The 14,100-nt window shown below is 64.1% G+C and carries 13 protein-coding genes; 9 read left to right on the forward strand and 4 right to left on the reverse strand.

The annotated features are described in order from the left end of the window. The first annotated feature begins 95 nt into the window (after positions 1-95). The 6 genes from EJB06_RS15980 (at position 96) to EJB06_RS16005 (ending at position 7,001) form a co-directional block, all read left to right on the forward strand. Positions 96-1,823 (forward strand): acetolactate synthase 3 catalytic subunit, encoded by a 1,728-nt coding sequence (locus EJB06_RS15980; RefSeq protein WP_126075042.1) that lies wholly within the window; start codon positions 96-98, stop codon positions 1,821-1,823. Further along, positions 1,823-2,314, forward strand: a complete 492-nt coding sequence (gene ilvN, locus EJB06_RS15985; RefSeq protein WP_054263691.1) for an acetolactate synthase small subunit — start codon at positions 1,823-1,825, stop codon at positions 2,312-2,314. Before EJB06_RS15980 ends, ilvN begins: the two co-directional genes overlap by 1 nt. Before the next feature lie 51 nt (positions 2,315-2,365). Next, positions 2,366-3,382, forward strand: coding sequence for a ketol-acid reductoisomerase (gene ilvC / locus EJB06_RS15990; RefSeq protein ID WP_126075043.1), 1,017 nt, complete (start codon positions 2,366-2,368; stop codon positions 3,380-3,382). A 276-nt stretch (positions 3,383-3,658) separates the two neighbouring features. Then, positions 3,659-4,408, forward strand: a complete 750-nt coding sequence (locus EJB06_RS15995; RefSeq protein WP_198420845.1) for an SIMPL domain-containing protein — start codon at positions 3,659-3,661, stop codon at positions 4,406-4,408. A gap of 112 nt (positions 4,409-4,520) precedes the next feature. After that, positions 4,521-5,390 (forward strand): CDP-diacylglycerol--serine O-phosphatidyltransferase, encoded by an 870-nt coding sequence (gene pssA / locus EJB06_RS16000; protein ID WP_126075044.1) that lies wholly within the window; start codon positions 4,521-4,523, stop codon positions 5,388-5,390. Between the two features lie 66 nt (positions 5,391-5,456). Continuing rightward, a complete protein-coding gene (locus EJB06_RS16005; RefSeq protein ID WP_126075045.1) occupies positions 5,457-7,001 on the forward strand; it encodes a 2-isopropylmalate synthase in 1,545 nt (514 codons plus the stop codon). Between the two features lie 58 nt (positions 7,002-7,059). Here EJB06_RS16005 and EJB06_RS16010 read toward each other — a convergent pair whose 3' ends face one another. From EJB06_RS16010 to EJB06_RS16020, 3 genes are all read right to left on the reverse strand, one after another. Beyond that, positions 7,060-7,758, reverse strand: a complete 699-nt coding sequence (locus EJB06_RS16010) for a hypothetical protein (protein WP_126075046.1) — start codon at positions 7,756-7,758, stop codon at positions 7,060-7,062. A 114-nt stretch (positions 7,759-7,872) separates the two neighbouring features. After that, positions 7,873-8,241 carry a DP-EP family protein gene (locus EJB06_RS16015; protein ID WP_126075047.1) on the reverse strand — a complete coding sequence of 123 codons (369 nt, stop codon included), beginning with the start codon at positions 8,239-8,241 and terminating at the stop codon, positions 7,873-7,875. Then, positions 8,231-11,509, reverse strand: coding sequence for an nSTAND1 domain-containing NTPase (locus EJB06_RS16020; RefSeq protein WP_126075048.1), 3,279 nt, complete (start codon positions 11,507-11,509; stop codon positions 8,231-8,233). The genes EJB06_RS16015 and EJB06_RS16020 overlap by 11 nt, the downstream gene beginning before the upstream one ends. A gap of 148 nt (positions 11,510-11,657) precedes the next feature. On the opposite strand from EJB06_RS16020, the gene EJB06_RS16025 reads away from it, so the two are divergent. Next, positions 11,658-12,422, forward strand: a complete 765-nt coding sequence (locus EJB06_RS16025) for a hypothetical protein (RefSeq protein ID WP_164557938.1) — start codon at positions 11,658-11,660, stop codon at positions 12,420-12,422. Between the two features lie 210 nt (positions 12,423-12,632). Further along, positions 12,633-13,088, forward strand: a complete 456-nt coding sequence (locus tag EJB06_RS16030; RefSeq protein WP_126075050.1) for a hypothetical protein — start codon at positions 12,633-12,635, stop codon at positions 13,086-13,088. 49 nt (positions 13,089-13,137) lie between these two features. On the opposite strand, the gene EJB06_RS16035 is transcribed toward EJB06_RS16030, so the two are convergent. Continuing rightward, positions 13,138-13,641, reverse strand: coding sequence for a hypothetical protein (locus EJB06_RS16035; RefSeq protein ID WP_164557939.1), 504 nt, complete (start codon positions 13,639-13,641; stop codon positions 13,138-13,140). Between the two features lie 177 nt (positions 13,642-13,818). On the opposite strand from EJB06_RS16035, the gene rpsO reads away from it, so the two are divergent. Beyond that, the gene (gene rpsO, locus EJB06_RS16040) at positions 13,819-14,088 is read left to right on the forward strand and encodes a 30S ribosomal protein S15 (RefSeq protein ID WP_073214802.1); all 270 of its coding nucleotides are present in this window, start codon (positions 13,819-13,821) and stop codon (positions 14,086-14,088) included. Positions 14,089-14,100: the final 12 nt, after the last annotated feature.

Here is a 14,100-nt window from a genome sequence, read left to right on the forward strand (position 1 = left end):
AGAAAGAAGGGAAGCCTGAGCACTGTCGCGCCACGCGAATTTCGTTAGGAAAGAGCATCCGATCACCTCCCAATGGGTCTTGAAAGGAATGTATCATGAACAACGAAGCATCGGCCACCATCACGGGGTCCGAAATACTCGTCCGTGCCCTGGCGGAAGAAGGCGTTAAACACGTTTTCGGTTATCCAGGCGGCGCCGTACTGTATATCTACGACGCCATCTTCAAGCAAGACAAATTCCAACACGTCCTGGTACGCCACGAGCAGGCCGCCGTCCACGCGGCAGACGCCTATTCGCGCAGCTCGAACACGGTCGGCGTGGCCCTGGTCACCTCCGGTCCGGGCGTCACCAATGCCGTCACCGGCCTGGCCACGGCGTACATGGATTCGATTCCGATGGTCGTCATATCCGGCCAGGTGCCCAGCACCGCGATCGGCCAGGATGCCTTCCAGGAATGCGACACCGTCGGCATCACGCGTCCCTGCGTCAAGCACAACTTCCTGGTCAAGGATGTGAAGGAGCTGGCCGCCACGATCAAGAAAGCGTTCTTCATTGCGCGCACCGGCCGTCCCGGTCCGGTCCTGGTCGATATCCCCAAAGACATCAGCATGCACAAGTGCGCCTACGACTATCCGAAGGATATCGAGATGCGCTCGTACAAGCCGATCGACAAGGGCCATTCGGGCCAGATCCGCAAGGCCGTGCAATTGCTGCTGCAAGCCGAACGTCCGATGATCTACACCGGCGGCGGCGTGATCCTGGCCAATGCCGCGCCCGAGCTGAACAAGCTGGTCGACAAGCTCGGCTTCCCGGTCACCAACACCCTGATGGGCCTGGGCGCCTACCGCGCATCGAGCGACAAGTTCCTCGGCATGCCGGGCATGCACGGCACCTACGAAGCGAACATGGCGATGCAGAATTGCGACGTCCTGATCGCCATCGGCGCCCGCTTCGACGACCGCGTGATCGGCAACCCGAAACACTTCGCTTCCAACCCGCGCAAGATCATCCACGTGGACATCGATCCCTCGTCGATTTCCAAGCGCGTCAAGGTCGATATTCCCATCGTCGGCAACGTCAAGGACGTGCTGGTCGAATTCCTGGCGCAGCTCGACGCCGCCGAAGCCAAGGTCAATACCGCCTCCCTCAAGGACTGGTGGAAGCAGATCGGCGAATGGCGCGGCCGCGAGTGCCTCAAGTTCGCCGAATCGGACCTGGTCATCAAGCCGCAATCGGTGGTGCAGAAGGTCTGGGAAATCACCAAGGGCGACGCCTTCATCACGTCCGACGTCGGCCAGCACCAGATGTGGGCGGCCCAGTACTATCCCTTCGACAAGCCGCGCCGCTGGATCAATTCCGGCGGCCTGGGCACGATGGGCGTGGGCTTGCCCTACGCCATGGGCGTACAGATGGCCAATCCGGACGCCACGGTGGCCTGCATCACCGGCGAAGGCTCGATCCAGATGTGCATCCAGGAACTGGCTACCTGCAAGCAATATCACCTGACGCCGAAAATCATTTTGCTCAACAACCGCTTCCTCGGCATGGTGCGCCAGTGGCAACAGATCGACTACGGTTCGCGCTATTCCGAGTCCTATATGGATTCGCTGCCGGACTTCTCGATGCTGGCCGAATCGTTCGGCCACGTCGGCATGAAGATCGACAAGCCGGGCGACGTCGACGGCGCGCTCAAGGAAGCCTTCGGCATGAAAGACCGCCTCGTGTTCATGAACTTCATCACTGACCAGTCCGAAAACGTCTGGCCGATGGTCAAGGCCGGCAAGGGCTTGTCCGAAATGCTGCTCGGCTCGGAGGACCTGTAATGCGCCATATCATTTCTGTCCTGCTCGAAAACGAAGCCGGTGCGCTCTCGCGCGTGGTCGGCCTGTTTTCCGCCCGCGGCTACAACATTGAAACCCTGACCGTCGCCCCGACCGAAGACGCCACCCTGTCGCGCATGACCATCGTCACCAGCGGCTCGGACGATGTGATCGAACAGATCACCAAGCACCTGAACCGCCTGATCGAGGTGGTCAAGGTGGTCGACCTGACCGAAGGCGCGCACATCGAGCGCGAGCTCATGCTGATCAAGGTACGCGCGGTCGGCAAGGAACGCGAAGAGATGAAGCGCACTGCGGACATCTTCCGCGGCCGCATCATCGACGTCACGGAAAAGACCTACACGATCGAACTGACCGGCAACAAGGGCAAGCTCGACGCGTTCATCGATTCCATCGACCGCGCCTCCATCCTCGAAACGGTGCGTACCGGCGGATCCGGCATCGGCCGCGGCGAACGCATCCTCAAAGTTTGATCCGTGCCCACGAGCACGGCCCCCCACACTAAAAATTATAGGAAAATTATCATGAACGTTTTTTACGACAAAGATTGCGACCTCTCCCTCGTTAAAGGCAAGAACGTTGCCATCATCGGCTACGGCTCGCAGGGCCATGCCCACGCACAAAACCTGAACGATTCGGGCGTCAACGTCACCGTCGGCCTGCGCAAGGGCGGCGCTTCCTGGACCAAGGTCGAACAGGCCGGCCTGAAAGTTGCCGAAGTCAATGACGCGATCAAAGCGGCCGACATCATCATGATCCTGCTGCCTGACGAAAACATCGCCCAGGTCTACAACGACAACGTTGCCCCGCACGCCAAGCAAGGCGCGGTGCTGGCTTTTGCGCACGGCTTCAATGTGCACTACGGCCAGGTCGTGCCACGCGCCGACCTCGACGTGATCATGATCGCGCCGAAGGCGCCGGGCCACACCGTGCGCGGCACCTACGCGGCCGGCGGCGGCGTACCGCACCTGATCGCCGTCTACCAGGACAAGTCCGGCTCGGCGCGCGATATCGCCCTGTCCTACGCCATGGCCAACGGCGGCGGCCGTGCCGGCATCATCGAAACCAACTTCCGCGAAGAGACCGAGACCGATCTGTTCGGCGAACAGGCAGTCCTGTGCGGCGGCGCGGTCGAACTGATCAAGGCCGGCTTCGAAACCCTGACCGAAGCGGGCTACGCGCCGGAAATGGCCTACTTCGAGTGCCTGCACGAACTGAAGCTGATCGTCGACCTGATCTACGAAGGCGGCATCGCCAACATGAACTACTCGATCTCGAACAACGCCGAGTACGGCGAGTACGTGACCGGCCCGAAAGTCGTGACCTCGGCGACCAAGGATGCGATGCGCCAGTGCCTGAAGGATATCCAGACTGGCGAGTACGCCAAGAGCTTCATCCTGGAAAACAAGGCCGGCGCACCGACCCTGATTTCGCGCCGCCGCCTGACGTCCGAGCACCCGATCGAAGAAGTCGGCGCCAAGCTGCGCGCTATGATGCCGTGGATCGCCAAGAACAAGCTGGTCGACCAGTCGAAGAACTAACAGCCTGCGTTATCCGTAACACCGTCGTCCCCGCGAAGGCGGGGATCCATGGCACCTTTGATTACCGGTGCTATGGATCTCGGCCGGGCCGCTTCGGCGCGGCGACGACTGCGTTACAGTGGTAGTTTGGTATTACCCAAATGTAAGCAAGCTTCCCAAATTTGCAAATTTTGATTACAACGGTACGTCCTGCGTCCGATTCCGGGTATCGTCCGGGTTAACCAAGCTGATGAGATAGCGATATCTCGCATGCTTGCCATTCACCTGGAGAAAATCATGTCCCTCAAAAAAATTGCACTCATCGCCGCCGTGGCTTTTGCCATGCCAGCGTTCGCCCAGAACACGCTGGCCACCGCCGGCGCCATGGTGATCGTTCCCGCCTACGGTGAAGTCACGCATCCGAACGACCAGGTCGTCGCCACCTTCTTTATCGAAGAACAGGACAAGGACAAGGCCGCCGCCGCCTCGCGCGTCAACCAGAAGATGAAGCAGGGCACCGAGATCGTGCGCCGCGAAGACCCGAAGGCGATCCTGAAAACGGTCGGCTATTACACCTATCCGGTGTATCCGGAAGTAGCGCCCCGTCCGGACGGCCAACCGCAGCCGCGTCCGCTCGTGCCGACCGGCTGGCGCGTCGGCCAGTATCTGGAAGTAAAAACCACCAACCTGGCCAACCTGCCGAAGATGACGGCCGCCGTGCAAAAGGTGCTGGCCCTGAACGGCCTCAATTTCGGCCTGTCGCCGGAAACCACCCGCAAGCTCGACGACCAGCGCATCGCCGCCACCTACAAGAACCTCAACGAGCGCGTGGCCGCCATCGCCAGTTCGATGGGCCGCAAGATGAGCGAAGCCGTGGTCGATACGGTCGACTTCGAAGGTTCGGGCAATTATGCCGGGCAGCAAGACAGCGCCCCGATGATGATGCGCGCCGCCAAGGCCGAAAGTACGGAAGTGGCCGAGCCGAGCTTCGAGCCCGGCGAAACCACCTTGCAGATGCGTCTTGTAGGAAAGGTGAAATTCAAGTAAAAGTAGTTGATCGCTAAGTTGACGGTGCTCCCACTATAATAAGTGGGAAACCAGCCGCGTCCAGTTCGGGCGCGGCCGCACTCAGCGATCCTATTACTTGAAACGGAAACATATGCCCACCTTCCCACGCCGCAGAAAGCCCGCAGTCCCGAAAGTGAAGGGCGGCAAGCTGGCCCGCTTCAGCAAGATCGGCCGCCAGCGCGTCGATGCCGACGGCAACCCGATGCGGCGCCGTGGAATCTACCTGTTACCGAATGCCTTTACCACCGCCGCCCTGTTCTGCGGCTTCTACGCCATCGTCATGGCCATGAACCAGCGCTTCGAACACGCCGGCTGGGCCATTTTCATCGCCATGATCCTCGATGGCCTGGACGGGCGCATCGCCCGCCTGACCAATACCCAATCCGAATTCGGCGCCCAGTACGACAGCCTGGCCGACATGGTGTCCTTCGGCGCCGCCCCGGCGCTGGTGATCTACGAATGGTCGCTGCGCGGCCTCGGCAAGTTCGGCTGGCTGGCCGCCTTCGTCTACTGCGCCGGCGCCGCCTTGCGCCTGGCGCGCTTCAATACCAATATCGAAGTGGTCGACAAGCGCTTCTTCCAGGGCTTGCCCAGCCCGGCCGCCGCCGCCATGGTGGCCGGCTTCGTGCTGATGATGAGCGACCTCGGATTCTCGGGCGCCGAACTGCCGTGGTTCTCGTGGGGGATCGCGCTGTTCGCCGGCCTGACCATGGTCACCAACGTGCCGTTCTACAGCTTCAAGGACGTCAACTTCCGCAAGTCGGTCCCCTTCATCGTCGTGTTCCTGATCGCGCTGGCGCTGGCGCTGGTCTCGATCGACCCGCCGAAGGTTCTGATGCCGCTGTTTGTGATGTACGGTTTGTCCGGATACGCCGTGTACGCGTGGCGCCTTGCCAAGGGCAAGCCCGTGAGCATCGTCCAGACCGACGACGAACCTGTCGACCAGAGCGAACGCCGCTGACCATCGATCCGATTCGATGGCGGCAGGCGCGCGCCTGCTTATTTTGCCTAGCCCAATGGAGCCGCCATGACGAATTCGAATCGCCTGATCATTTTTGACACCACCCTGCGCGACGGCGAGCAATCGCCCGGCGCATCGATGACCAAGGATGAAAAGGTCCGCATCGCGCGCCAGCTCGAGCGCATGCGCGTCGACGTCATCGAAGCCGGCTTCGCGGCCGCCTCGCCGGGCGACTTCGAGGCCATCCGCGCCATCGCCGGCGCGGTGCGCGAGTCGACCATCTGCTCGCTCTCGCGCGCCAACGACCGCGACATCGCGCGCGCCGCCGAAGCGCTGGCCCCGGCCGAACGCAAGCGCATCCACACCTTCATCGCCACCTCGCCCCTGCACATGCAGATGAAGCTGCGCATGGCGCCGGAACAGGTGCTCGAACAGGCAAAGATCGCGATCCGCTGCGCGCGCCAGTACACCGACGACATCGAATTCTCGCCCGAAGACGGCAGCCGCTCGGACGAAGACTTCCTGTGCCGCGTGCTCGAAGCGGTGATCGCCGAAGGCGCCACCACCATCAACTTCCCCGACACCGTCGGCTACGCCGTGCCCGAGGTGTTCGGCGCCACCATCCGCCGCCTGCGCGAGCGCATTCCCAATTCCGACAAGGCGATCTGGTCGGTCCACTGCCATAACGACCTTGGCCTGGCGGTCGCCAACTCGCTGGCCGGCGTCATGATCGGCGGCGCGCGCCAGATCGAATGCACCATCAACGGCCTGGGCGAACGCGCCGGCAACACCGCGCTCGAAGAAGTGGTGATGGCGCTGCGCACGCGCGGCGACCACTTCAAGCTCGAACTGGGCATCGACACCACCCAGATCGTGGCGGCGTCGAAGATGGTGTCGCAGATAACGGGGTTTGCGGTGCAGCCGAACAAGGCGGTGGTGGGCGCGAACGCCTTTGCGCACGCGTCCGGCATCCACCAGGACGGTATTCTGAAGGCGCGCGAAACCTATGAAATCATGCGCGCCGAAGACGTGGGCTGGGCCGCCAACAAGATCGTGCTGGGCAAACTGTCGGGCCGCAACGCCTTCAAGGAACGCCTGCGCGAACTGGGCATCGAACTCGATTCCGAGGCCGAAGTGAACGCCGCCTTCGCCCGCTTCAAGGAACTGGCCGACCGCAAGTCCGAGATCTTCGACGAAGACATCATGGCCCTGGTGTCCGATGAAGAGCACGCGCAGGAAGGCGAACATTACCGCTTCGTGTCGCTCGCGCAGCGCTCCGAAACCGGCGAAATCCCGAGCGCCAGGGTGGTGTTCGCGATCGGCGGCAAGGAATTCGCCTGCGAAGGCGAGGGCGACGGCCCGGTCGACGCCACCGTCAACGCCATCGAAAAGGAAGCGGCCAGCGGCGCCGAACTGGTGCTGTTCTCGATCAACGCGATCAGCAACGGCACCCAGTCGCAGGGCGAGGTCACGATGCGCCTGTCGCGTTCGGGCCGGATCGTCAACGGCGTGGGATCGGACCCGGACATCATCGTCGCCTCGGCCAAGGCCTATCTGTCGGGGTTGAACAAGCTGCACTCGAAGATCGAGCGCGTCAACCCGCAGCAGTAGCGGCGGTATTTGCGCCTGCCCGGCCTTGCCTGGCGCTCTGCCATGGGACAAGGCGCCGCTACCACTTTTGCGTGGTGGCGGCCTGCTCGCTCTTTTCGCAGTTGGTCTTCTTGTGCTGGATGCCTTTGGCGAGATCGAGTCCGTCCGGCGCGTGGTTCGATTCGACCGTGATGCAGTAGGTGCCGTCGGCCCCGACCACGCGGTAGCGCCGCCGCGAATACGGCCCCGGATCGATGATCTCGGTGACCTTGGGCGCTTCGTACCAGCGGTTGGGAGCGGCGTCGGCGGCCGCCTGCAAGCCCTGCGCCAGGCGCGTCGCGCCATTGCCGACCGGCGCGGTGATCGGCTGGCCCGGATGGGCCTTGCGCAATTCCCGGTCGATCCTGCCGATGCTGCTGCGGGCCTGGCGCAGGATGTCGGCCGCGCTCGGCGCGGGCGCGTCGACCGCTACCGCTGGCGGCGCCGCTTCGCCAAGTGCTTCGCGCGCGGCCGGCGGCGGGGCCGGGCGCGCGGTGGCGACTGTGCTGTGGCTTCTGGCGGCGGCAGGCCTTGGCGGCGGTGCCGGCGCAGCGGTTGGCGGCGGGGTTGGCTGCGGCGCCACCGTGACCCACTGGATGCGCCGGCTGTCGTCCTGGTCGGCGGGAGGGAGGCGGCGCGCATGCTGCCAGGCGAGCACCAGCAAGGCATGCGCCAGCAAGGTCAGGGCGATGGCGGCGTAGCGGCGCGCCGCGCGCGGCGGAGTGAAGTCGGAGACCATAGGCCACAAGTATAGGCAGGCTTCGGCGGACCCGGCGGAGGGCGCCCCCTGCATGTGGAAAGGCCTGGCTGGCGGCACCGCCGGTAGCGCCAGCCAGGCCCCGGACGGCAAAGCTTATTCGTCTTCTTCCGGCGGCGAGGTTTCCGGCTGGTTGATGACTTCGGGATCGACGCTGCCTTTGTGCTTCGGGCCGACCATATACAGGGTGATCTGGTACTTGTTGTGGTCGGTATTGGCGTCGTTCAAGGTGATTATCTTGCCGCTTTTGCTCAAGGAGGGCACGCTGAACTGGTCGTTGTCCGCCGGATGCACCGTCAAGCCCGTGAACTTGATGCCGCGCGAGTTGACCAGCTGGTAATTGATCACGCAATCCTTGCGCTTTGCCAACAGCGTTGGCGGTTCGAAGGTGGCTTCGAAAACGCCCTCGCTCACTTCCTTCGCTTTGACCTGGACGTTCAGGAATTCAGTATCTCTATTGCGCATGGTTCGTAATCTCCTTGTTGGGAAGGGCGGACACGTGCTGGACGTAGGCACTTTCCAGGTATCCTATTTCTTTTAGTCTATTTTGAAACGTAGAAACTATAGCAGCTTCACCGGTGCAATGGTGGGCCCTGACCCAGGGCGCCAGCAGGGTGTAATCGGTGGTCTGCGCGGCCATCGGCGCCAGCACGGCGCGCACCCGCAGGCAGGCCTGGCGGCCGGCCTCGCCCTCGTTGCGGTCGATGTGGTGGCTGGCCTGGTCCAGCAGCAGCGCGGCGAGCGATTCGCGGATCGGCTGGTCGGCCGGCGCGCCCGCATGCATGGCTTCGAGCGCGGCGACGGCCTGGGCCAGCAGGGCGGCGGCGGCCGCATGCCTGCCCTGGCTGGCGAGGATGCGTGCCTGGTTCTGTTCGGTCACGCCGAGCAGGCGGCGCAGATTGAGTTTTTTCGGTTCCAGTGCGACCAGGCTGCTCAAGCGCTGGTGCAGCAGGTCCAGTTCGGCCAGGGTGGCGGCCGGCTTGTCGCGCGGATCGCGCAGGGCGAGCAGGCGCAGCTGGACGGTGTAGAGGGCCGACTGCCAGCTGCGGTTGCTGGGATCCTGGACTACCGCCTCTTGCAGCAAGGTGTCGGCGTTCAGGTAGTCAGCTTTCGCCTGGGTATTGTTTCCGCGCGCCAGACGCAGATCGGCCTGGTGCCACAGGGCGAAAGCGAGGCGCTGGCGCCACAGCGCATTGGCCGGCTCGGCCTCGTGCAAGGCGCGGATCAGCTGCCATTCGCGCTGGTAGAGCGACATCGCCAGTTCCAGCTTGCCCAGTTTGGCCTGGGCGCTGGCCAGCCACGACAGGCTGTTGGCCAGGTCCGCGCCCAGGCTGCGCTTGCCCGGGGCCTGCGCCAGCGCCCGCGTTTTCAGATTCACCGACAAGGTGAACGCCTGCACCGCGCGCTGCAGGTCGCCACGGCGCAGGTACAGGCTGCCCAGGCTGTTGCTGGCATAGGATTGCTCGATCCAGGCGTCGCTGTCGTTCGGGTCGAGCGCGGCCAGCTGGTCGCTCAGGCGCTGGTAGTCGAGGAAATGGCGTTCGGCGCGGGCCGAGTCCTTCTGGTCGAGTCCGATCTGGCCCAGCCAGAAGGCATTGGCGCCGAGGATTTTCAGCATGGCCTGGTCGGCCTTGCCGTCGGCCAGGCGCGGCGCCAGCATCTGCTGCGAGGCCAGCAGGGCGCTGGTGGCGGCGGCCGGATCGGCGCGCGCGATCTTGACTTCCGCAATCACTTGCAGGGCCTTGGCGCGCTGGGTCAGGGCGGCGTCGCTGTCGCCGGCATTGCCTTTGCCTGACAGATAGGCCAGGGCGCGGCTGCTGATATCGTCGAGCATGTCCAGCTTGCCGATCGGGCGCAGCTTGTCGACGAAGTCGCCCAGCATGTAGCCCATCAGTCCTTCGGCCTCGGTGCGGTGGCGGTCGGCCTGTTGCTGGAGCGCGCGCGCGGCCAGGCCGAGTCCGCTGGCCAGCAGGGCCAGGCCCACCAGCGCCACCGAAATCACGATCCGCAGGCGCTCGGCGCGGGTGGCGCGCTGCTGCGAAGCGCGAATGAAGCTGCGCTCCTGTTCGCTCAGCGACAGGTCCTCCAGGCCGAGCAGTTCGGCGGCCTGGCGCACCTGGCTGCCGCGCGGCAGCAGCAGGTCGCGCGCGCCCCCGCCGGCTTGCCAGCGCGCCGCCTGGGCGCCGATGTTGGCGCGCAGTTGCAGGGCCTGGCGGTGGGTCTCGATCCAGCGCAGCGCGCGCGGCCAGCGCCCCAGCAAGGCCTCATGCGCCAGCGCAAACGTGGAAGCGTCGCCATGCAGGTCGCTGACCAGCAGGCGGGCGTCGATCAGGGCTTGCACCAATTGCCGTTCGGCTTCCTTGTGCAGATTGGCGCGCGCGGCGCGGCGCGAGGTCACCGCCAGGTCGTCGCGCGCCACGCTCACCAGTTGCGACAGCACGCGCGGCAGTGCCGCCGCCTGGGTTTCGGTCAGGCCGGCCACCACATGTTCGGCGCGCGCGCCGATGGCGCCTTCCAGGCCGCCCATCTGCTGGTAGGCCTCCCAGCGCAGTTCGCCATCGCCGGCGCGCAGCCGGTACAGCTCGTTCAAACAGTATTGCAGCAAGGGCAGGGCGTCCGGACTGCTGAGGGCGGCATCGGCCAGGACCTCGTCCAGGCGCGCGCCGCCGGCCGGGTCGACGCCGAAGTGCAAGCCGGCCGCGCGCGCCGGCTGGCGGATGATCTGCCCGATTTCCTCGCGGTTGGGCGGACCGAGGTCGAAATGTCCGCCGCGCAATTTCAGCTCCATCAGGCCCGCATATGCGCTCAAATGCGGGTAAAAGTCGTTGCGGCAGCCCAGCACCAGTACGCAGGAGTTGCTGCGCGCCAGCGTGTCGAGCACGCCGATGAAGCGCGCGTTGCCATCGTCGCCCTGGTCGGCCAGGCGGAACAGGGCTTCGAAACGGTCGATGCACAGGGCCAGGCGCCATTGCGGCAAGGCGCGCAGGCGGGCGAGGACGGCGGCGGGATCCTGTTCCAGGCGCTGTCCGAGCGCGGCGGCGCTGTCGCCTTCGAACAGCGGCTGGCCGCCGGCCTCGGCGTCGAGCAGTACGCTGCCGAGCGCGGCGAAGGGGCCGTCGGCATCGATATCGGCGCAGTCGAGGTACAGCGCGTCCTGGCAGGCCAGCAGCGGATCGGCCCGGGGCGCGAGCAATTGCGGCAACAGCGCGGCCTGGATCAGCGAGGTCTTGCCCGAGCCCGACGGGCCGAGCACCAGCACCATCGCGCAGCCTTGCGCGGCTTGCGCGCGCACGGTGGCGAGCAGGGCGGCGGCGGCGCGGCTGCGGCCGTAAAAGATCGCTGCATGTTCCTGCCGGAACGATTCCAGTCCGCGAAACGGCGAGCCGGCAAGCCAACTGCCGGGCTGGGCGTCGTCGGAGTCGCGCACCTCGGCCACGATGCGGTAGCCGCGCTTGCGGATGGTTTCGATAAAGCGCGGCGCGGCGCTCGAATCGCCTAGCGCGCGGCGCAACTGCGCGATCATCTTGTGGACCGGATTGTCCCCCTGCGCGGCGGGCCCCCAGCACACTTCCAGCAATGTTTCCGCAGAAACAACCTGACCCGCATCGGCGCACAGGGTGCGCAGCACTTCCATCGCGCGCGGCTCGATCAGGCGCCGTTCGGTGCCATCGGTCAGCGCATTCTGGTTCGGATCGACCTGCCACGGCCCCAGTCGGAAGGTCTTGTGGATCATGGGGCCGGGTTTCCTCTGTCAGAAATTAATATGTAAAAACAATGGTTTAGATCGCCGGCAGGTTAACGGAAGGTCTTTTCTGGCGACACCGCTTAGTGTAATTGCATGTTTTGAAGTTTGGCAATTTTTCCTTCTTCCGGAGCCTATCGTGAACGCACTTGCATCGCCCTTGCCCCCACTACTTGCAGCATCCCAGACCGATCAGTCGTTTGCAGAACTGCAAGCCGAAGCGCGCCGAGTTATTGCCAGCGAGCATTTTCGAAAGGCCGAACGCAGCAAGCGCCTGCTTGCCTTCCTGGTCGAACAGGCGGCGCGCGGGGTGGCTGGCGCGGCCAACGAGTATGCGATCGGGATCGCCGTGTTCCAGCGCAATGCCGCGCTCTACAGCACTGGCGAGGATCCGATCGTGCGCGTCCACATGGGACGCTTGCGCTTGCGCCTGGCCGAGTATTACCTGGGCGAGGGACGTAATGCGAGCGACTGCCGTATCGATATCCCCGTGGGAAGTTATGTGCCGCGCCTGTTGCCCCGTCCGCCCCAGCCGGTGCGGATGCTGTTCCGGGGCTTGCGTTGTATTTCCAGCGAAAAAGAAATCGATGCGTTTACGCACGGTCTGGGGGAGGAATTGCGTTACCGCCTGTACCGTGCCTTCGGCGCCCGCCTGGCGCTGCCGGCGCCGGGGCAGGACAGTGCCGACCAGTTGCGCCAGCTGGGCGTCGGTTTCGTGCTCGAGGGCAGCGTGCGCCAGGACGCCGGCACGATCCGCACCGCCTTGCGCCTGATCTGCCTGGACCAGGCGCGCACGCTCTGGAGCGAACAGCGCGACCATGCGGACGACATGTCCCTGCGGCGCCAGGAGGCGCTGGCCGAAAGTTGTTGTGAGGCATTAAGCAGTTTGCTCAGTCCGCTGTAACACGCGCCGGCGTTACGGTAACGACACTGATATATCGGCGACAGGGAGCGTATCTTGTCTTCATCGCAACGAAACGAACGCTGCGAATGCCGTCTGGCACGGTGTGCTGATGAACCGGGTAGTACAAAAGGCTGACGCCCGGTCCGCTCTCATCCCAGCCTTTCGCTATCTGCTTTATCAACTGTCTGTATTCACTCACTGGAGAAGATCATGCCTGAACAAACGCAATTCCGCGCCCTCGATACCCACAATGCCATGACCCGTCATTATGTCGAGCAGGCTGCCCGCTACGCCGACCTGAAGACCGATGCGCAAACCTGGACCTCGACCAGCGCTACCGGTTCCTGCGCGTATGTGTTCGTCTATCTGAACGTCGACCTGTCGATGACCTTCGCTAACGGCGTCAGCCTGTCGTTCGACGGCAAAGGCATGGTGGTCGGCCTGGGTGCGACCGGCGCCATGGGCGGCCAGGTGGTCCTCAATGTCGATCCGAACACGCTGCGCGGCGCCTCCGGAATCACCTTCCAGGCGAGCAGCATCGGGGTCGGCGTGGGGGGCTTCCAGGTCACGTTCTACAAAGACCATGGCTACATCGGTCATGCCGAATTCGTCGGCGCCGGGGTGCAGCTGGGTACCCCTGGCGGCGGCTGGGGCGAGTTCAAGTAATAATTGCGCGGGGCGCGGCCGGCAGCGGGGTCGCGCTCCCCCGCGCCAGTCAGTCCCTGAAAAAGCCGCGCTTTTCCTCGTACATGGGGTCCGGCCCGCTGATCATCTTGCGGACGATGCCGGCGCGGTCGAAGTGCACGTGCATCATCGAATTCCACACCCCGCTTTCCTGGTAGCGGTACGACCAGACTTCCAGGTCCGACAACCCGAGGTAGGAGCGCTCGGCCGGCCGCCCGACCGTGACCGTCACGTCGGCCTTGGTAGCCTGGTCGATCTTGATGCGTCCGAAACCGGCGTCGCCCAGCACCTGCTCGAACGTCGCCAGCCTGCCGTCCGGCCCCATGCGCGCCATCCAGGTGAACTGGCCGAACGGGCCGGTCGCGTATTCCAGCACCTGGCCCGAGGGCAGGGGATGGATCGCGGTCGGTTCGCCGAACTTGGCGCGCACCACCTCGAGCGTGTCGCCCGGCAACGGCGGGGTGCGCATCATCGCCGCGCAGCCAGCCAGGACCACGACGACGCTCAGGATTGCCATTTTTGCCAGTTTTTGCATAAAAACCACCTCCGAATCGCGTAAAACGCCATCATGCACCAGCTTGGGCCAAGCTTCACTGGCAGCACGGCACAATTTCGCATATACTTGCGGGTCTGGCCGTTTTGGCCGGTTCATCAATCGAAGTTCACGGTGTGTCGGGTTGCGACTCGTGCACCGCATGTGAAAGGTATCATCATGACCGTAGAAAACATCAACAAAGCCGCGATCATCGCGGACAACGCCCGCGCGCAAAACGACACCGGCTCCCCGGAAGTTCAGGTCGCTCTGCTGACCGCACGCATCAACGAACTGAACGGCCACTTCAAGGCCCACCAGAAAGATCACCACTCGCGTCGCGGTCTGATCATGATGGTTAACCGTCGTAAGAGCCTGCTGTCCTACCTGAAAAGCAAGGACGCAACCCGTTACCGCGATCTGATCGCCAAACTCGGTCTGCGCAAGTAATTTTTGCCGATC

The sequence above is a fragment of the Massilia atriviolacea genome (assembly GCF_003953935.1).
GTDB classification, from domain to species: domain Bacteria; phylum Pseudomonadota; class Gammaproteobacteria; order Burkholderiales; family Burkholderiaceae_D; genus Telluria_A; species Telluria_A atriviolacea.